General features: G+C 70.4%; 19 protein-coding genes. 8 read left to right on the forward strand and 11 right to left on the reverse strand.

The features are described from left to right. Positions 1 to 9: 9 nt before the first annotated feature. Positions 10 to 522, forward strand: a complete 513-nt coding sequence (gene def, locus WMF12_RS20270) for a peptide deformylase (RefSeq protein WP_272099591.1) — start codon at positions 10 to 12, stop codon at positions 520 to 522. 18 nt (positions 523 to 540) lie between these two features. Here the strand turns inward: def and ribD are convergent, their stop codons facing one another. The 9 genes from ribD to WMF12_RS20315 form a co-directional block, all read right to left on the reverse strand. After that, positions 541 to 1,686: a bifunctional diaminohydroxyphosphoribosylaminopyrimidine deaminase/5-amino-6-(5-phosphoribosylamino)uracil reductase RibD gene (ribD, locus tag WMF12_RS20275; protein ID WP_437873180.1), complete on the reverse strand. Its 1,146-nt coding sequence runs from the start codon at positions 1,684 to 1,686 to the stop codon at positions 541 to 543. Positions 1,687 to 1,702: 16 nt separating this feature from the next. Continuing rightward, positions 1,703 to 2,164 carry a transcriptional regulator NrdR gene (gene nrdR / locus WMF12_RS20280; RefSeq protein ID WP_012236442.1) on the reverse strand — a complete coding sequence of 154 codons (462 nt, stop codon included), beginning with the start codon at positions 2,162 to 2,164 and terminating at the stop codon, positions 1,703 to 1,705. Between the two features lie 24 nt (positions 2,165 to 2,188). After that, positions 2,189 to 3,433, reverse strand: a complete 1,245-nt coding sequence (fabF, locus tag WMF12_RS20285) for a beta-ketoacyl-ACP synthase II (protein WP_437873181.1) — start codon at positions 3,431 to 3,433, stop codon at positions 2,189 to 2,191. A 127-nt stretch (positions 3,434 to 3,560) separates the two neighbouring features. Beyond that, positions 3,561 to 3,809, reverse strand: a complete 249-nt coding sequence (gene acpP / locus WMF12_RS20290; protein WP_437873182.1) for an acyl carrier protein — start codon at positions 3,807 to 3,809, stop codon at positions 3,561 to 3,563. Between the two features lie 146 nt (positions 3,810 to 3,955). After that, positions 3,956 to 4,702 (reverse strand): 3-oxoacyl-ACP reductase family protein, encoded by a 747-nt coding sequence (locus WMF12_RS20295; RefSeq protein WP_437747282.1) that lies wholly within the window; start codon positions 4,700 to 4,702, stop codon positions 3,956 to 3,958. A gap of 6 nt (positions 4,703 to 4,708) precedes the next feature. After that, positions 4,709 to 5,650 carry an ACP S-malonyltransferase gene (gene fabD, locus WMF12_RS20300; RefSeq protein WP_437873183.1) on the reverse strand — a complete coding sequence of 314 codons (942 nt, stop codon included), beginning with the start codon at positions 5,648 to 5,650 and terminating at the stop codon, positions 4,709 to 4,711. 159 nt (positions 5,651 to 5,809) lie between these two features. Further along, a complete protein-coding gene (locus tag WMF12_RS20305) occupies positions 5,810 to 6,805 on the reverse strand; it encodes a beta-ketoacyl-ACP synthase III (protein ID WP_437747284.1) in 996 nt (331 codons plus the stop codon). Between the two features lie 88 nt (positions 6,806 to 6,893). Further along, positions 6,894 to 7,088 (reverse strand): 50S ribosomal protein L32, encoded by a 195-nt coding sequence (rpmF, locus tag WMF12_RS20310; RefSeq protein ID WP_012236448.1) that lies wholly within the window; start codon positions 7,086 to 7,088, stop codon positions 6,894 to 6,896. Positions 7,089 to 7,092: 4 nt separating this feature from the next. Beyond that, positions 7,093 to 7,824, reverse strand: coding sequence for a YceD family protein (locus WMF12_RS20315; RefSeq protein WP_437873184.1), 732 nt, complete (start codon positions 7,822 to 7,824; stop codon positions 7,093 to 7,095). Positions 7,825 to 7,931: 107 nt separating this feature from the next. On the opposite strand from WMF12_RS20315, the gene WMF12_RS20320 reads away from it, so the two are divergent. From WMF12_RS20320 to asnB, 7 genes are all read left to right on the forward strand, one after another. Next, positions 7,932 to 9,266 carry a hypothetical protein gene (locus WMF12_RS20320; protein WP_437873185.1) on the forward strand — a complete coding sequence of 445 codons (1,335 nt, stop codon included), beginning with the start codon at positions 7,932 to 7,934 and terminating at the stop codon, positions 9,264 to 9,266. Positions 9,267 to 9,431: 165 nt separating this feature from the next. Then, positions 9,432 to 9,995 (forward strand): bifunctional pyr operon transcriptional regulator/uracil phosphoribosyltransferase PyrR, encoded by a 564-nt coding sequence (pyrR, locus tag WMF12_RS20325; RefSeq protein WP_012236451.1) that lies wholly within the window; start codon positions 9,432 to 9,434, stop codon positions 9,993 to 9,995. 8 nt (positions 9,996 to 10,003) lie between these two features. Beyond that, positions 10,004 to 10,969: an aspartate carbamoyltransferase catalytic subunit gene (locus tag WMF12_RS20330; RefSeq protein ID WP_272099608.1), complete on the forward strand. Its 966-nt coding sequence runs from the start codon at positions 10,004 to 10,006 to the stop codon at positions 10,967 to 10,969. 199 nt (positions 10,970 to 11,168) lie between these two features. After that, entirely contained in the window at positions 11,169 to 12,143 is a 975-nt protein-coding gene (nadE, locus tag WMF12_RS20335) for an NAD(+) synthase (RefSeq protein WP_012236453.1), read from the forward strand. 390 nt (positions 12,144 to 12,533) lie between these two features. Beyond that, positions 12,534 to 12,794 (forward strand): acyl carrier protein, encoded by a 261-nt coding sequence (locus WMF12_RS20340; RefSeq protein WP_012236454.1) that lies wholly within the window; start codon positions 12,534 to 12,536, stop codon positions 12,792 to 12,794. A gap of 19 nt (positions 12,795 to 12,813) precedes the next feature. After that, a complete protein-coding gene (locus WMF12_RS20345) occupies positions 12,814 to 14,403 on the forward strand; it encodes a class I adenylate-forming enzyme family protein (RefSeq protein WP_437873186.1) in 1,590 nt (529 codons plus the stop codon). Position 14,404: 1 nt separating this feature from the next. Then, positions 14,405 to 16,417, forward strand: a complete 2,013-nt coding sequence (asnB, locus tag WMF12_RS20350; protein WP_437873187.1) for an asparagine synthase (glutamine-hydrolyzing) — start codon at positions 14,405 to 14,407, stop codon at positions 16,415 to 16,417. Between the two features lie 64 nt (positions 16,418 to 16,481). Here the strand turns inward: asnB and WMF12_RS20355 are convergent, their stop codons facing one another. Then, the gene (locus WMF12_RS20355) at positions 16,482 to 17,687 is read right to left on the reverse strand and encodes a lipoprotein receptor (protein ID WP_437873188.1); all 1,206 of its coding nucleotides are present in this window, start codon (positions 17,685 to 17,687) and stop codon (positions 16,482 to 16,484) included. Then, complete coding sequence (locus WMF12_RS20360) at positions 17,687 to 18,649, reverse strand: hypothetical protein (protein WP_437873189.1); 963 nt, start codon at positions 18,647 to 18,649, stop codon at positions 17,687 to 17,689. The genes WMF12_RS20355 and WMF12_RS20360 overlap by 1 nt, the downstream gene beginning before the upstream one ends. Between the last annotated feature and the right edge of the window lie 26 nt (positions 18,650 to 18,675).

Genomic DNA, 18,675 nt, shown 5'->3' on the forward strand with positions numbered 1-18,675 from the left:
TCAGTAGCCATGGCCATCCGCACCATCCTCCACTATCCCGACCCGCGCCTGCGTCAGAAGGCACAGCCGGTCGGGGACATCACGCCCGAAATCACGAAGCTTATCGACGACATGGCCGAGACCATGTACGCGGCGCCCGGCGTCGGCCTTGCGGCCACGCAGATCGGGGAGCCACACCGCGTCTTCCTCGTTGACATCGCCGCGGACAACGAGCCGAGCAACCTCCTCGTGTTCATCAACCCGGAGATCGTGCGGCAAGAGGGGCAGCTGACCGGCCCCGAAGGGTGCCTCTCGTTCCCTGGCATCAGCGAGGACATCAAGCGGGCCGAGCGCGTCACCGTCCGCGCCCGCGGGCGCGACGGCGCGACGTTCGAGATCGCGGCCGACGGCCTGCTCGCCGTGGCCGTCCAGCATGAGCTCGATCACCTCGACGGCGTGCTGATGATCGACCGGATGGGCACGCTCAAGAAGCGCATCGTCCAGCGGAAGATGCAGAAGCGCGGCGCGGAAGCCGCGAGCTGACCTGCCCGGGCGCGCCGATCAGCTGCGCGCCGGGAAGGCGAGCGGGCCGCTGACGTACGCGTCGCGACCGCAGAGCTCCCAGCGTGGATCGACGATCCGGGGCGCGTCGCCTGGCGTGTCCGGACCCGCCCAGTCGACCGCGCCCGGCCGGCCGCGGGGGCCGAGCAGGATCGGAGCGACGAAGGCGTGCAGCTCGTCGGGCAGGCGCGACGCGAGCAGGCTGCCGGCGAGCTCGGCGCCACCTTCGACCAGGATGGAGACGATCCCCTGCGAGGCGCAGAGGCGCATCGCGGCGGTCACGTCGACCCGGCCCTCGGCCGAGGTTGGCGCGCGCAGGACGACGCAGCCAGCGTCGACGAGCACCTGCTCCGCCTCCTCGGGCGCGTCGGCGCCCGTGAGCACCCAGGTCGGCACCTCCCGCGCCGTCTGGGCGAGGCGCGTGTGGAGCGGCAGCCTGAGCCGCGTGTCGAAGACGAGCCGGATGGGGCTCCGCCCCCCGGGCGCGAGCGCAGGCTCGCGCAGGGTGAGCCGAGGGTCGTCGGCGAGCGCCGTGCCGATCCCGATCGCCACCGCGTCGTGCCGCGAGCGGAGCTCCTGGACCTTGGCGCGCGCCTCGGGGCCGGTGACCCACTTCGAGGCGCCTGTGCGGGTCGCGATGCGACCGTCCAGCGACAGGGCGAGCTTGAGCGCGATGTGGGGGATGCCTGTCGTGATGAACTTGGTCCAGGGCGCGATCAGCGCGCGAGCCTCGGCGCCGGCGACGCCGAGCTCCACGGCGAGCCCGGCGTCGCTGAGCCGCTGCGCCCCGCCGCCGACCACCGCGGGGTTCGGATCGGGCGCGCCGACGACGACGCGCTTGATGCCGGCGCTCAGAACCGCGTCCACGCAGGGCGGCGTGCGCCCCTCGTGGTTGCAGGGCTCCAGCGTCACGTAGAGCGTCCCTCCGCGCGCCGCGTCGCCGGCGGCCGCGAGCGCCAGCCCCTCGGCGTGCTCCTCACCAGCGCGCGCGTGGTGCGCGACGGCGACGACCTCCCCCGCGGCGTTCAGCACCACCGCGCCGACCGGGGGGTTCGGCGACGGCATCGCCTTGTGCGCCTCCTCGATGGCGAGGCGCATCATCGCGGCGTCGAGCTCGGGATCGGGGCTGGGGGGCTTCGCAGACATCGAAGTGCCGGATCTACTAGGGCGCCTTGGCCTTCACAAGCTTGCCAAGCTCGACCATGAACTGGTCAATGTCCCGAAAGGAACGATAAACGCTTGCGAACCGGACATAGGCGACCTCATCGAGGGTACGCAGGTGGTTCATCACCCGCTCGCCCAGCTCGGTCGATAAGATCTCCCGCCGCTCGGACTCCTGCGCCTCGCGCTCGATCGCGTCGGCGATGGCCTCGATCTGGTCGGTGGACACGGGCCGCTTGTTGCATGCGATCCGGAGCCCTCGCACGAGCTTCTGTCGGTCGAACGACTCGCGCCTACCGTCCTTCTTGACGACCGTCGGCAGGATGTCCTCGACGCGCTCGTACGTCGTGAAGCGGCGCTCGCACGAGGCGCACTCGCGCCGACGCCGGATCACCTCACCCGCGCCGCCAGCGCGGGAGTCGATGACCCGGTCCTCGAGATGGCCGCAAAATGGGCACTTCATCGAGCCATCCAGCGCGGCGCGCGATCAGCCGTCGAACTGGGAGAAGACGAGCGACACGTTGGTGCCACCGAAGCCGAAGGAGTTCGACATCACGTGCTTCAGGCGGCGCTCGCGAGAGGTGAACGGGACGTAGTCGAGGGTGCACTCAGGATCGGGATCGTCCAGGTTGAGCGTCGGCGGCACCGCGCCGTGGCGCAGCGCGAGGGCGCAGACCGCCGCCTCGACCCCACCTGCGCCCCCGAGCAGGTGGCCCATCGCGGACTTCGTCGAGCTCACCCAGAGGCGCTTCGACGCCGCGTGATCGCCGAAGGTCTTGAGGATCGCCCGGGTCTCCTCGATGTCCCCTTGCGGAGTCGAGGTGCCGTGAGCGTTGATGTAGTCGATCGCGTCCGGCGCGAGCTTGGCGTCTTCGAGTGCCATCTTCATCGCTCGCTGCGCCCCGGCGCCGTCGGGCGCCGGCTTCGTGATGTGGTACGCGTCGCACGAGGCGCCGTACCCGACGACCTCTGCGTAGATCTTCGCGCCGCGCTTCTTCGCGTGGGAGAGCGACTCGAGCAGCAGCGACCCGGCGCCCTCGGAGCAGACGAAGCCGTCGCGACCCTTGTCCCAGGGGCGACTCGCCCGCTGCGGCTCGTCGTTGCGCCTCGAGAGGGCGAACATCGCGCAGAAGCCGCCGATGCCGAGGCCGGTGATCGTCGCCTCCGCGCCGCCCGTGAGCATGATGTGCGAGCGACCCCGGCGGATCCACTCGAACGCCTCGCCGAGCGAGTGCGCGCTCGACGAGCATGCGCTCGTGTTGCAGTAGCTCGCGCCCCGCAGATCGAGCGCCAGCGCCACCTGCCCTGCAGCGAGGTTGGCGATGACCGTCGGGATGAAGTACGGGCTCACCTTGTGGGGGCCCTTCTCGTGCAGCGTGATCGAGTGCTGGAACAGGTATTCGAGGCCCCCGAGACCGACACCGATGAACGTGCCGCACTGATCGCGGTCCTCGTCGGTGAGCTCGATCCCCGCGTCCTGCATGCACATCTGCGAGGCGGCGATGGAGAGGTGGGCGAAGCGGCCCATCTCCTTCACCTTTTTCTTGGGGATGTACTCCTCCGGAACGAAGCCCTTCACCTCGCCAGCAAAGCGAGTCGGAAACGAGCTCGCGTCGAAGAGGGTGATGGGTCCAATACCCGACTGACCAGCCAGCAAAGATTGCCAGGTGGCCTGCGTCCCGAGGCCATTGGGCGTGACGAGCCCGATGCCGGTGATGACAACGCGTTCCATGGCTCTTCTTGCCCTAGCGCCACCACAGAGGTGAGAGCGCGTGCAGTGGCGAAGAGCAGATCCTTCGCTGGCTCACGCGCCAACCCACCTCCATGGTGACGCCGCGTCCGGTAGGGCGGTGGGGACGCTACTTCTTGGCATTCCTTTCGATGTAGTCAATCGCGTCCTGGACAGTCCGGATCTTCTCCGTGTCCTCGTCCGGAATGTCGATCTCGAACGCCTCCTCAAACGCGAGGACAAGCTCCACCAGGCCCAGCGAATCGGCGCCCAGATCGTCGATGAAACTCGCCTCAGGCTTGATGTCCTTCTCGTCGACGTCGAGCTGTTCCTTGATGATCCGCTTTACTTCGGCCGTGATGTCGCGACCTTCAGCCATGGTATTCCTCCCGGGAAAACGGAACCCCTAGTAGCCCATCGCCATCAGCGTTGCACCATCGAATTACCTGCGACCGCTTTTTTCGTGTGCGCCTGGTTTGCCGCTGTGCGTGACGCCTGGCAGCCGGGGTCCTCAAGCCAGCGCTCTCACACGTACATCCCGCCGTTGACGCGCAGCGTCTCGCCCGTCACGTAGCTCGCCTCGTCGGAGCATAGGAATGCGATCGCCGCGGCGACCTCCTCTGCTCGGCCCGTGCGCCCGAGCGGGACCATCCTCGTCAGCCCCTCTTTCATCTCCGCGCTGATCGTCGTCGTCATGTCGGTGTCGATGAACCCGGGCGCCACGGCGTTGACCGTGATGCCGCGCCCCGCGTACTCGCGGGCGAGCGACTTCGTCACGCCGAGCAGGGCCGCCTTCGTCGCGGCATACGCCGCCTGGCCGACGTTGCCCATCTCCGCCACAACGCTGGAGAGGAAGACGATGCGGCCTGTGCGCGCGCGCATCATGACCTTGGTCGCCGCGCGCGCGGACGCGATCGAGCCCTTCACGTTCACGGCGAAGAGGCGATCGAGGTCTTCCTCCTTGATCCGCAGGAGCAGGCCGTCGATCGCAATCCCCGCGTTCGCGACGAGGATGTCCAGCCGGCCAAGGCGCTTCGCCGCCTCGGCGATGGCGGCCTCGGTCGCCGGCATGTCCGCGACGTCGAACCCGAGCGCCTCGGCCTTCCCGCCGCGCGCGGTGATCGCGTCGACGACCGCGCGCGCCTCGGCCTCTCCGCGCACGTAGTTGACGATCACGTGCGCGCCCTGCGCCGCGAGCGCCTCCGACGCAGCACGCCCGATCCCTCGCGATCCACCCGTGACGATCGCAACTTTGCCCGTAAGGTCGAACATCGATGCCTATGCCTCCGAAAGGAACGCGCTCACGCGCTCAATCCCCGCCATGTCGCTCACGCTGAGCACCTTGATCTGCTTCGTAATCCGCTTCACCAGCCCGGCCAGCACCTTGCCAGGGCCGATCTCGAGGGCGTGCGTCACGCCATCCTCTGCCATGCGCTCGATCGTCCGCATCCACTGCACGGTGCCATCGATCTGGCGCAGGAGGAGCGACCGCACCCGCTCCGGATCGGCGTTCGGCGCGGCGTCGACGTTCGCGATCACGGGGAAGGCGAGCGGCATCAGCTGCGTGCGCTCTAGCTCGGGACGCAAGCGTTCGGCCGCAGGCCGCATCAGCGCGCAGTGGAAGGGAGCGCTCACCTTGAGCGGGATGGCCTTGCCGCCGCGGGCGACGGCGAGCTCGCCCGCGCGCGCGACCGCGCCGGCGTGCCCGGCGATCACGATCTGCCCCGGCCCGTTGTAGTTCGCCGGAGCGACGACCTCGCCTTGCGCCGCCTCGGCGCAGATCGCGAGCACCACCTCCTGGTCGAGCGCGATGAGCGCCGCCATGGCCCCCTCGCCCGCCGGTACGGCCTCCTGCATGGCGCTGCCCCGGATCCGGCAGAGCCTTACCGCATCCTCGATCTCGAGCGCGCCGGCAGCGACCAGCGCGCTGTACTCGCCGAGCGAGTGGCCGGCCGCGTACAGCGGCGGATCGAGGTTGGGCAGGTGCTCGATGAGGGCCGCGGCCACGGCGCAGCTCGTCGCGACGATGGCGGGCTGGGTGTTGCTCGTCTGCGTCAGCGCCTCCATCGGCCCCTCGAAGCAAAGCCGCGAGATCGGGTCGCCGAGCGCCGCGTCCGCCCGCGCGAACGCGCCGCGCGCGGCCGCCGAGACCTCCGCGAGGGCCTTGCCCATCCCCACCTCTTGCGCCCCTTGCCCTGGAAACAGCCAAGCGATTTTCACGTTTGCCCTCAATTCCAAGCCAGGGAGGCGGACGTCGTCCGTCCCCCGAACCACGTCATGCGGCCGGCGCGCGCGAGACTACCTCAGGCCGGATCGCCCGGCGAGCTCAAGCGGACGCGCAGACCTCGACCCCGACGCAGGCAGACGCGCATGGCCCGCTCACATCCGGATGACGGACGCGCCCCAGGAGATGCCAGCGCCGAGCGCGCAGAACAGGACGTTTTGCCCCGGTTTGATGCGCCCGTCGCGCACCGCCTCGTCGAGGGCGATGGGGATCGATGCGCTCGACGTGTTGCCGTACTCCTCGATGTTGAGCACGAACCTCTCCAGAGGGAGGCTGAGCCGCGCGGCGACCTGGCTGATGATCCGCAGGTTCGCCTGATGGGCGACGACCCAGTCCAGGTCGCCCGCCGCCATGCCCGCCGTGTCGAGCGCGATCAGCGAGGCGCTGGAGAGGTTCTTCACGGCGACCTTGAAGATGTCCTGCCCCACCATGTGGACCTTGTTGCGGCTCTGCTCGATGCCCTCGGGCGTCAGCGGCTCGGCCGTGCCGCCGCCCGGGATGACCAGCGAGTTCGCGAGCGTGCCGTCGCTGAAGATCCGCGTCGAGATGATGCCTCTGCCGTCGCCCGACGCAGGCCCGAGCACGACCGCGCCAGCGCCGTCGCCGAACAGGACGCACGTCGTGCGATCCTTCCAGTTCAGGATGCGCGAGAGCAGCTCGACGCCGATCACGAGGACGTGCCGGGCCACACCGTTCGCGATGAACTGATCGGCGATCGTGAGGCCGTAGACGAAGCCGGCGCAGGCCGCCGAGATGTCGAACGCGGGGATCTCCTGAGCGCCGAGCTTCTGCTGCACGTACACGGCGCAGGAGGGCATCGGGGTGTCGCCGCTGATCGTCCCGACGATGATCATGTCGAGGTCAGCCGCCGAGAGCCCGGCGGCGTCCAGCGCAGAGCGGCCGGCCGCAGCGGCCATGTCGCTCGTGAGCTCTCCCTCGGCAGCGATATGACGTCGACGAATCCCCGTTCGCTCGCTGATCCAGCTGTCGGAGGTGTCGACGATCTTCTCGAGATCGGTGTTGTGCACGACTCGGGCGGGCGCGTAGCTGCCCGTCCCGAGGATGCGGCTCCTCGGCTGCGGGGAGCTCATGCGACGGCCCCTCGCGCATCCGCGCGAGCCGGCGCCGCGCCCAGGTGCGCGGGCGCAGCGTTCGCGCGCGCCGGCGCACCCGCGCCCGTCATGAGGCCGCGGTCGCCTTGGTCGCCTTCGCCTTGCGCCCGTTGTAGTGCCCGCAGGCGCCACAGGCGCGGTGCGGGAGCCGGGCTTCCCCGCAGTTCTCGCAAGAGACGAGCTGGACGGGGGTCACCTTGTCGTGGTTGGCGCGCCGCATGTCGCGCTTGCTGGGGGTGGTTTTCCTCTTGGGGACGGCCACGGAACTACTCCTTCTTGGTCTTCTTCTTCGGTGTCCCGGCCTTGGCCGGGGGGGGCGATGCAGGTTGCGCGCGCCTGTCAGAGCCGCTGGGCTTCTGTCCAAGCTTCTCTCGGAGCGCGCTGAGCGGCGCGAGCCGCGGGTCGAGGCCTGGAGCGGCCTCATCCTCCTCCGCCGCCCCGCGGACGAGGGCCGAGGAGCCGCCTTCGCGGTCCTCTCGGGACGCGGCAGGACCGATACCCGGGCAAGCTTCCGAGCACAAGGGGAAGTTCGGCATCTCGAGGAGAATGGCCTCGCGGATGAACGGATCGAGCTCGACCGTCTCGCCGTCGTACGTGTCGACGTCGGCCTCGTCCGCCGTGAACTCGTACTCGGCCTCCTTGACCTTGCTCGCCCCAGGCTTCGCCGCGCCGTTGCGGGCAGCGTCGTCCCGCCGGTGGCCGTGACCGTGGCCGTCCGCCTTCGGGGCAGGACGCAAGAGGAGCGAGAGCTCGGCGTCAACGTCCAGCGAGGCAGGGGCAAGGCACCGCGCGCAGGGCGTGGCGACGGGCGCCTTGACGCGGCCGCGCACGACGATCTCGTTCCCCGTCCGCGAGAGGCGGGCCGAGAGGTGGCCTGGCGCGCGCCCGGTGACGTCGGCGTCAGCGAGCGCCGCGTTCATCCAGTCGAGCGGCAGCGGCATGTCCAGCGAAATACCGGAGATGTCGATGTCATTGGCAGAGACGGCAAACTGGGACATGGGGTTCCGGGCCAGTGAAAGCGGAGCGTTTAGCGCGGGGTGCGTTGGCTCGCAAGAACGACCGGCGGCCGCCGTCACATCAGGCTGCATGGTAGCGTCGCCCGCGCATGGACCGTAGCGCCACGCCCGAGGCCCGCGCCGCGGGCGCCGCCGATCGGCGGCCGGAACCTTCAGGGGAAGCACGGCGCGCAGGCCGCCGCGCAGCGGTCGCGATCGCCCTCTACGCGCTCGTGACGCTCGTGTACGCCGCGAGCTCCTCCCGCGAGATCTTCGCGGCTCACACGCCCTACAACCACTACGCGCTGCTCGCGGAGGCGTGGCTCCACGGCCGCCTCGATCTCGGCGGACCGCCGCCGGCGCACGCGGGCGGCAACGACTTCGCCGTGTTCGGCGACCGCTACTACGTCAGCTTCCCCCCCTTCCCCGCGGTCCTCATCGCGCCGCTCGTCAAGCTCGCCGGCAGCGCGGAGCGCGTGCGCGACGGGCAGTTCTTCCTGGCCTTCGCCGGCGTCGGGCCCGCTGTCCTCTTCCTCGCGCTGGAGAAGCTCTCGGCCTCGCGCCGCAGCCACCGCACGCAGGCCGAGAACGTCGCGCTCTCGCTGCTCTTCGCGCTCGGGAGCGTCTACTGGTTCAGCGCGGTGCAAGGGACGGTGTGGTTCGCGGCGCACGTCGTCGGCGTCGCGCTGGCGTGCGTCTATCTCTACTGCGCGCTCGAAGCCGCCCATCCGCTCGCGGCGGGCCTCGCCCTGGGCCTCGGCTTCGCGACCCGCACGCCGCTCGGCTTCGCCCTGCCGCTGTTCTTGTTCGAGGCGCTCCGCGTGGACCGCTCGGACCCGCGCGCCCTCCTGCGCCGGCTCGCCCTGTTCGCCGCGCCGGCGGCGCTCGTGCTCTCGGCGCTGCTCTGGCACAACCACGCGCGCTTCGGCGACGCGGCCGAGTTCGGCCACCGGTACCTCCACATCGCGTGGCGCGCGCGGATCGAGAAGTGGGGGCTCTTCTCGTACCACTACCTGCCGCGCAACCTCGCGGTGGTGCTCACCGGCCTGCCGTACACCCACGTGCAGGGCGCCCCCTTCCAGATCAACGCCCACGGGCTCGCGCTCTGGGTGACCACGCCGATCTACGCGTGGGCCCTCTGGCCCCGACGCACGCCGCCCCCGTTCTGGGCGCTCGCCGCCACGGTGTCCGCGGTCGCGCTGCCGAGCCTCCTCTACCAGAACACCGGCTGGCTCCAGTTCGGCTACCGCTTCTCCAACGATTTCGCCCCGTTTCTCTTCGCGATGATCGCCGTCTCCGGCCGCCGCTTCGGCGCGCCGTTCTACGCCCTCGGCGCGGCCGCGATCGCCGTCAACGGGTTCGGCGCGCTCACGTTCCAGCGCGCGGGCTTCGAGCGGTTCTACTTCGTCGAGCGCACCCAGCGGGTCCTGCACCAGCCCGACTGAGGCCGCCCGCGCCTCCGCGCCGCTGCCGCGACGCCGCGCCGACGGCGCTCCTCCTCCTCAGCACGGCCGGATCGCCCGCGCGCCCTCGGGCGCGCGGGCGATCCGGCGGACAGCGCACGCGGGCCTTGGGTGCAGGGCGCTCGCCGTGCTAGCCCTCGCCGCGCCATGGAAGCTCTGCTCGACCCGGCCGCCATCGGGCGCGGCCTGCGGCGCATCGCGCTCCAGATCGCCGAGCGCGGCCGCGGCGTGGAAGATCTGGCGCTCATCGGGATCCGGCGGGGCGGTGAGCCGCTGGCCAAGCGGCTGGCCGCGCTGCTCCTCGAGATCGAGGGGCACGCGCCGCCGGTCGGCGCCGTCGACATCACGCTCTACCGCGACGACGCCGCGACCGCCCTGCCGAACCCGCGCATCGGCCCAAGCCACATCTCCTTCCCCGTCGACGGCCGGCGCATCGTGCTGATCGACGACGTCATCTACACCGGTCGCACCATCCGCGCGGCGCTCGACGCGGTGCTCGACTACGGGCGACCGCAGCGGATCGAGCTCGTCGCGCTCGTCGATCGCGGCGGCAGGGAGTTGCCGATTCACCCCGACTACATCGTCCGCGCGGTCGAGCTCGCCCCCGGGCAGCGCATCGACGTCGTGGAGCGCGCGGGCGAGCTCTGGGCTCTCGTCACCGCCGCCGGCACAAAGCTCTCGGAGCCCCCCCCGCCACCGGAAGGAACGTAAGCCAGCGCATGAGGAGGATCTACCCGCACCGACACCTGCTCGGCATCGAGGGTCTCTCGCGTACCGAGATCGTGGCCCTCCTGGACGCCGCCGAGTCGCTCTTCGACGTCTCCCGGCGGAGCGTGCGCAAGGTGCCCACGCTCCGCGGCAAGACGGTCGTGAACCTCTTCTACGAGCCGTCGACGCGCACGCGGACGTCGTTCGAGCTCGCGGGCAAGCGGCTCAGCGCCGACGTCATCAACATCAGCGTCTCCACCTCGAGCGCGGTCAAGGGGGAATCGCTGCTCGACACGGTGCAGAACCTCCAGGCGATGCAGCCGGACGTGCTGGTCATCCGGCACGCCGCGTCGGGCGCGCCGCACCACGTCGCCGCGCACACGCGCGCCGCGGTCGTCAACGCGGGGGACGGCACGCACGAGCACCCGACGCAGGCGCTGCTCGACGCGTTCACGATCCGGCGCGCCAAGGGACGACTCGAAGGGCTGGAGGTCGCCATCTGCGGCGACATCGTCCACAGCCGCGTGGCCCGCTCGAACGCGCACCTGCTCACGACGATGGGCGCGCGGGTCCGCTTCGCCGGCCCGCGCACGCTCCTGCCGATCGCGGGTGAGTCGCTCGGCGCGACGGTCTACGATCGGATCGAGCCCGCCCTCGAAGGGGCCGACGTGGTGATGATGCTGCGCGTGCAGCGCGAGCGGCTGAGCGGCAGCTTCCTGCCCAGCACGCGCGAGTACAGCCGCACGTTCGGGCTGAACCCAGCCCGGCTCGCGCTCGCCAAGCCAGACGCGATCGTGATGCACCCGGGGCCGATGAACCGCGGCGTGGAGATCGATCCGCGCGTCGCGGACGGCGCACAGAGCGTGATCCTCGACCAGGTCGAGGCCGGCGTCGCGGTCAGGATGGCCGTGCTCTGGATCCTGGCCGCGGAGGCCAACGAGTTCTCCGCGACCGGCGAGCCACGGCCCGCGCCCTGACGATCGCCCCGGCCCTCCGGGCGCGGCGGCGCAGCCGGGGTAGACGGACGCCCTGGCCCATGAAACCCACGGAACCATGAAAGACGCGGCCAACGCGCGCGGCTCCCCCCTGGCATACGCCCGCTGGCAGCGAACAGGGTTCCCTGTTGCGCCTCGTTTTAATAGGCTGGTCCATCTTTTTGAAAGGGTGGAGCCAACCATGTTTTCGCGAGACGTCCTCAGGATCGATGCCCCGGCGGTAGCGCAAGAGATCGAGCAGGCCATCCGGGATCAGGTGTTCGGTACGCTGCGGCGGCGCGGGGCCGTGGTCGGGATCTCGGGCGGGATCGACAGCTCCGTCGTCTCGACGCTGTGCGTCCGCGCGCTCGGCAAGGACAAGGTGCTGGGCATCTTCATGCCCGAGCGCGACACCTCCGATGACGCGCTCCGCCTCGGCAAGTTGCTCGCCGAGGGGCTCGGCATCGAGGCGGTCATCGAGAACATCAAGCCCGCGTTGACCGGCCTCCGCTGCTACGAGCGGCAGGACGAGGCGATCCGGATGGTCTACCCGGACTACAACGAGAGCTGGAAGTTCAAGATCACGCTCCCCTCGATCCTCGAGAGCGACAGGCTGAACGTCTCGCAGCTGACGGCGCAGCCGCCCGGCGAGGAGCCGCGCGTGAAGCGGATGCCCCTGAACGCGTACCTGCAGCTCGTCGCCGCGACGAACTTCAAGCAGCGCATCCGCAAGATGATGGAGTACTACCACGCGGACAGGCTCAATTACGCCGTCGCCGGCACGCCGAACCTGCTCGAGTACGATCAGGGCTTCTTCGTCAAGCAAGGCGACGGCGCCGCGGACTTCAAGCCGATCGCGCACCTGTACAAGAGCCAGGTCTACGCGCTCGCCGAGTACATCGGCGTCCCTGCCGACATCCGCAGGCGCGCGCCGACGACGGACACGTTCTCGATGCCGCAGGGGCAGGACGAGTTCTACTTCGCGCTCCCCTACGACAAGATGGACCTCTGCCTGTACGCCTACAACAACAACGTTCCGGCCGCGGACGCGGCGTCTGCCGTCGGCATCACGCCGCAGCAGGTCGAGCGCGTGTTCAAGGACATCGAAGCGAAGCGTCGGGTAGCGCAGTACCTCCACGCGCAGCCGCTGCTCGTCCGCGATCAGGGCCACGCCTGACGAGCCGCGCCGTCAGACCGCGTTCGCCGCTGTCAACGGCATTCTCAGCTTGGGACGCCGTTCCCCGGTCGTGAAACCCGCCGGAAACAGCGCGAAACCTCGTTGACATTCACTCACGTTGACGACGGTGGCGGACGGGCTCACAGCGAGATCGTCAGTCGCCAATCTCACCTCCGCGGCGCGCCCTGGCGGCGGCTTTCGAACACGGACGGCACGGGGAACACCGCACACGAACGAGCGCGGACGCGTGCGTGCGTGAACGTGAACGTGAACGTGAACGATGAACCGCGACCGCAACCGCGTCCTGCCGCGATCTGCGCGCTGGCCGTCGCTCCGCGGAGTGTTCTCGACAGGAAAGCCGGGGGGGTGATAGACGTGGAGACTACCTCCATGAGCACTTCCAGCATCGAATCGACGATTCGCAACTTCCTGGTCACCTCGTTCGGATACCGGGGCGCTACCGCCGATCTCGGGTCCGAGGTCGCTTTGCTCGATCAAGGGATCCTGGACTCGACGGCCGTCCTCGAGATCGTTCAGTTCCTCGAGCAGGATCTCGGTATCCAGGTCGCCGACGAGGAGATGGTGCCGGAGAATTTCGGCTCGATCGCCAGGCTCGTCACCTACGTGAGCGGGAAGAAGAGCAGCAACTAGCCCGAACCCCGGGGGGCGCATGAGCACGCAGCACACCGCTCGTCGCGATCCGCGCTCGGATCGCTTCCTCATCGACTCCGCGCTGCGATCGTTCGCCGCCTCTCGCCCCGACCACGTCGCGCTGGTCTGCGAGGGACGGCGGATCACGTACCGGGAGCTGGACGCGCTGGCCGATCGCTGCGCCGCCCTGTTCCGCGAGGCGGGCGTGCAGCGCGGCGATCGCGTCATGGTCGCGCTCGACAACGGCGTGGACGCGGTCGTCGCGTACTACGGAGCGCTCCGGGCCGACGGCGTGCCGTCGCTGCTCGGCACCGCGATGCGACCGCGGCGCCTCGGCCAGGTGATGGAGCTCGCGGGCCCCCGCGTGCTCGTGGCGGCGCGCGGCATGCGCGAGAGCCTCGCCGCCGTGGCCGAGCTCCCGCCCGGCGCGAGGCCGGCGGCGACGTTCCTGAGCGGCGCGGCTCCCCCGGCCGCGGCCGGGCCCCCGCCCGACGGGCGCGACTTCCAGGAGGCCCTGGCCGGCGCGCCCGGCGAGCCCCCTGCGCGCCGCGCGATCGAGCTCGATCTGGCGACGCTCTGCTGGACGAGCGGCAGCACGGGCGAGTCGAAGGGGGTCATGCTGACGCACCAGAACCTCCGCAACAGCACCGCGGCCATCGGCGCGTACCTCGAGCACACGGCGGACGACGTGATCCTCTGCGTGCTGCCCCTGTCGCACACCTACGGGCTCTTCCAGCTGCTCGTGACCCACGCGTTCGGCGGGACCGTCGTGCTCGAGAAGGGCTTCTCCATGCCGTGGCCCATCGTCCAGCGGATGGCCGAGGAGCGGGCGACCGGCTTCGCGGGCGTGCCGACGATCTTCGCGTCGATGCTCTCGCTCAAGAACTTCGCGAAGGCCGATCTCTCGGCGCTCCGGTACATGACGAACGCCGCGTACGGGCTCCCGGCGCCGCAGCTCCTTCGCCTCCGCGAGCTCTTGCCCAACGTCTCGTTCTTCGCGATGTACGGCCAGACCGAGTGCACGCGCGTCTGCTACCTGCCGCCCTCCCTGGCGCTCGAGCGGCCGTCCTCCGTGGGCATCGCGATGCCGAACGAGGAGCTCTGGATCGAGCGAGAGGACGGCACGCACGCGGAGCCGGGCGAGGTGGGCGAGCTCGTCGTGCGCGGGCCGAACGTGATGCGCGGCTACTGGAGGAACCCCGACGCGACCGCACGCGCGCTCCGGCCGGGGCCCCTCCCGGGCGAGGTCGTGCTCCACACCGGCGACCTCTTCAAGATGGACGAGGACCGGTACCTCTACTTCGTCGCGCGCAAGGACGACATCATCAAGACCCGCGGCGAGAAGGTGAGCCCCCTCGAGGTCGAGTCGGTGATCTGCAAGGTCCCGGGCGTCGTCGAGGCGGCGGTCGTCGGCGTGCCGGATCAGGTGCTCGGGGTCGCGGTGAAGGCCGCCGTGGTGAAGGCCCCTGACGCCGCGGTGACCGCCGACGACGTCCGCAAGAAGGTGCGGTCCGAGCTCGACGAGGTCGCCGTGCCCAAGTTCGTCGAGTTCATGGATTCGCTCCCCAAGACGGCGAGCGGCAAAGTCAAGAAGAGCGAGCTCATCTGATATGTGCGGTATCGCCGGCCTCATCAACCTACGCACCGACGCGCCGAACCCCGACCGCGAGCTGGCCCTCAAGATGGCGCGGGCGCTCCGCCACCGCGGCCCTGACGGCTTCGGCATCTACCGCGATCGCCACGTCGCGCTGGCCCACTCGCGCCTGTCGATCATCGACCTCGACGGCGGCTGGCAGCCGATGGCCAACGCCGAGGAGACGCTCTGGGTCTGCTTCAACGGCGAGATCTTCAACTACATCGAGCTCCGCGAGGAGCTCACGGCGAACGGCCATCACTTCCGGACCAAGAGCGACACCGAGGCGCTGATCCACGCCTACGCCGAGTACGGCGAGGCCATGGTCGATCGGCTGAACGGCCAGTGGGCGTTCGTCATCTGGGACGTCCAGCGGAGGCGCGCGTTCTTCTCGCGCGACCGCGTCGGCATCAACCCGCTCTTCTGGACGGTCCACCGCGGCGTCCTCCGGTTCGCCAGCGAGGTGAAGTCGCTCTTCCAGGACCCCACCATCCCCCGCGCGATCTCCCGCGAGGGCCTCGACGAGGCGCTGACGTTCTGGGCGCCGACCGCCCCGCTCACGCCGTACGAGGGCATCCAGCAGATCCCGCCGGGCGCGGTGGCGACGCTCGACCTCGATCGCGACGTGGCGCCGCGCGTCTCGGTCCGCTTCCGCCCCGAGTTCCCCGTCGGGCGCGCGCCCGGCGGCGACGAGGCGGGGCTCGTGTCCAGCGTGCGCGAGGCGGTCCGCGGCGGCTCGACGATCCGCCTGCGCGCCGACGTCCCCGTCGGCAGCTACCTGAGCGGCGGGCTCGACTCCACGATCGTCGCGGCGCTCATCGCCTCGAACCGCGAGGTGCCGCTGCGCACGTTCTCGGTCGAGTTCGCCGAGCGCGAGTTCGACGAGGCCGAGTACCAGCGCGCCGCCGTAGCGCACCTCGGCACGTCGCACGCGTCGATCCAGTGCGGTGACGCCGACATCGCCGGCGTCTTCCCGGAGGTCGTCTACCACGCCGAGGCCCCGCTCCTGCGCACCGCCCCGGCGCCGCTGTTCATCCTGGCGCGCCTCGTCCGGCAGAGCGGCTACCGCGTGGTGCTGACGGGCGAGGGCGCCGACGAGTTCTTCGCCGGCTACGACATCTTCCGCGAGGACCGGGTACGCCGCTTCTGGGCGCGCCACCCGGACAGCAAGCTCAGGCCGCAGCTCCTCCTCCGGCTCTACCCCTACCTGCAGCGGTCGCCGGTCGCGCAGGTCGAGATGGCCAAGGCCTTCTTCGGGCGGAACCTCGCGCAGACGGACGACCCGTTCTACTCCCACCGCCCGCGCTGGGACGCCACGAGCCGCATCAAGCTGATGCTCGATCCAGCGATGCGCGAGGGCATCGGCGACACCGCCGCGGCCGATCGCCTGAGGGAGCAGCTGCCGCGCGACTTCATGCGCTGGACGCCGCTCGCGCGCGCGCAGTACCTGGAGATCACGACGCTGCTCTCCGGCTACCTGCTCTCCTCCCAGGGCGAGCGCATGATGATGGCGAACTCGGTCGAGGGGCGCTTCCCGTTCCTCGATCCCAACGTGATGGACGTGGCGGACGCGCTGCCGGACGCGCTCAAGCTCCGCACCCTCGACGAGAAGCACGTGCTGAAGCGCGCGATGGGCGATCTCCTGCCGCCCGGCGTCCTCGATCGGAAGAAGCAGCCGTACCGCGCGCCCGTGGTGCAGCCTTTCTTCGGGAGCGGGACGCCGGACTATGTCGAGGCGTGCCTGTCGCCGGATGCCATCAAGGACGCCGGCATCTGGCAGGCGCAGCCCGTCGCGGCGCTCGTCGCGAAGTGCCGCAAGACCGGCGGCAAATCGATGAGCAACACCGACGACATGGCGTTCTGCGCGATCCTCTCCACGCAGCTCATGGCGCGCGACATCCTCCAGGGCGCGCGCGTCGTCTCGGCCGCCGACGACACGTCAGGCCGGCTGGGCGTCGACGTCGATCGGGTGCGCGACGCTGCAGGCTGACCGGCCGCGCTCGGCCCCGCGCTGAGCGGCGGCGTGACGCCGCGGGGCGCATGTGCGCCGCCCCTCAGCGGGGGAGCTTGCGTATCGTGCCGCTGCTCTCGTCCGCCCAGTACACGACCCCCCCTGCGAGCGCGATCCCGCGCGGGGTGCCGCCCTCGTACAGCGGCCGAGCCCTGCCGGTGCCGTCCTTGAGCTTCCGCATCACGCGGGGCGACCCCTGATCGGTCCAGTAGACGAACTCATCGAGCCCATCGACGGCGATGCAGTCGGGGGACGCATGCGCCACGTCATCATCCTCGGCGGCCGTCCAGACAACCACCGCGTCCTCCGAGCCGTCCTTCGGCGCCCTCATGACGGCAGACAGCTCGCTGGCGTGATCCCCGCGCGGGCTGTTGGTCCAGTAGACGTGGTCGTCGTCCACGGCGATGGCGTACGGAAACGGCTGCTCGTCGGCCAGCCGCTTCGTGTCGCGGGTCTGCCGATGCGTCTGGTTCACCGTGCCGCGCAGGCTCCTGTCGACCCAGTACACGTGCTCTTGGTCGAGCGCGATGAGGTGCGGCGAAGCATTGCTGACCTCGAGGAACTCGTCGTCCGCCCATTCGCCGGGCATCAGGATCTGGCCGATGAGGCTCCCGTCACCCGGCGTGCCGATGCCAGCTGCGCGCTGCGCCCAGAACACCGCGTTGTCGTCCGCAGCCACGCCGAGGGTCGCGAAGTCCGAGTCGAAGAGAACCTCTGGCGCGCGTGCTCCGTTGCGGTCCACCATCAAGACGTCCTTGTCGTTGAGGTTGGACCAGAAGACGCCGTGCTGGTTGACGGCGATCCCGTACGGAGCGTTCTGGCCGACGGCGAGCGTCGTGACGGCTCCGCCGAGGATCGACACTTTTTGCACGCTGCCGTCCGTGCCTTCGCCGGCGGTCCAGTAGACCTCGCCCTGGTAGACGGTGAGGAGGTTCGCGTTCGGAGCCTCGATGGTGGGAAACCCGCGCGCGATCTCCGTGGCCCCGCTGCAGCCGGTCGCGCTGCACGTCCCGCCGTCCAGGCACACCGCGCCGCAAGCGCCGCAGTTCTGGGGGTTGTCGAGCAGGTTCACCTCGCAGTCGTCGGGGTTGCCGTCGCAGTCCGCCGTGCCGGTCGCGCACGCATCGGATCCACCGGCCGAGCTCGCGCTGGCTTCGCTCACCGTGAAGTCCCCGAGCACGCTGGTGCATGCCGCGGCGGTCATGATGGCAACGCAGACCATCGAGCCGATTCCGAACGCCTGGCGCATCAGAAACTCCCCTTCGCTCCCGCGGAGCCGAGCCCGATCACGGGCGTGATCGATATCCCGGCGCGCTGCGGCGATCTCGGCGCTGTGAGCAGCAGGAACGCCCCCGCGCCGACGCCCACCGCGCCGATCGCAAACCCGATCGTCGAGAGGGTGCCCATCGCGTGGTAGCTGTCGATCTCGCCCTTGAGCGACGGGGCGCACCGGCCGCCGGGGCAGCGCTCCGAGAGATCGCCGTGCTTGCCGAACGCGAGCACGCCGCCGACGGCGCCGGCCGCGAGCCCGGCGCCGCCGAGCCCGAACGCGGCGATCGCCAGCACCGTGCGGCTGCTGCCGCCGGAACCGGAAGCAGGAGCGCCCTGGTCTGGCAGCGGCGCCACCGGTGGACGCGGCTTGACCGGAGGCGGCGGCGCGACCGGCTTGAGCTGGAGCGCGACGGTCTCGCTGGCGCCCTCGGCGAGCGTCACCTTCACCTCGATCGGAGCGAACCCCGCGGCCGACGCCCGGACGACATGGTCGCCTGGATCGACCGGCCTCCGGACCCCGAGCGCGGCGCGCGGCACCGGCGCATCGTCGATCGTGACGGCGGCGGTGTCCGGCCCGCTCACCGAGATGAGCACCTGCGGGATCCGGGGCGCGAGCGCGTCGAGCTCGCGTTGAGCGGCCGCGATCGCCTCGAAGAACTGCTCGGGCGACTTCTCCGGCACCCCCTCGCGGAGGATGCGGCTGTACGACTCCTGGGCCGCGATCCACTGGCCCACGCCGACCTGGGCTCGGGCTACGCCGAGCAGCAGGGTCGGCGCGTGGATGATGGCGTCGGCGCGGCTGAACCGATCGAGCGCGGCCGCGAAGTCCTTTCGTTCGAGGGCCTCCTGCCCTTCCACGGCGAGCGAGCGCGCGGTCGCGCGATCGGCGTCCGAGACCTGAGCCAGCGCGGCGGGCGTGAAGGTCAGGGCGAGCAGCAAGGAAGCGATCCCTAGTCGACGAGCCA

Source organism: Sorangium sp. So ce363, from assembly GCF_051520435.1.
Lineage (GTDB): Bacteria > Myxococcota_A > Polyangia > Polyangiales > Polyangiaceae > Sorangium > Sorangium cellulosum_B.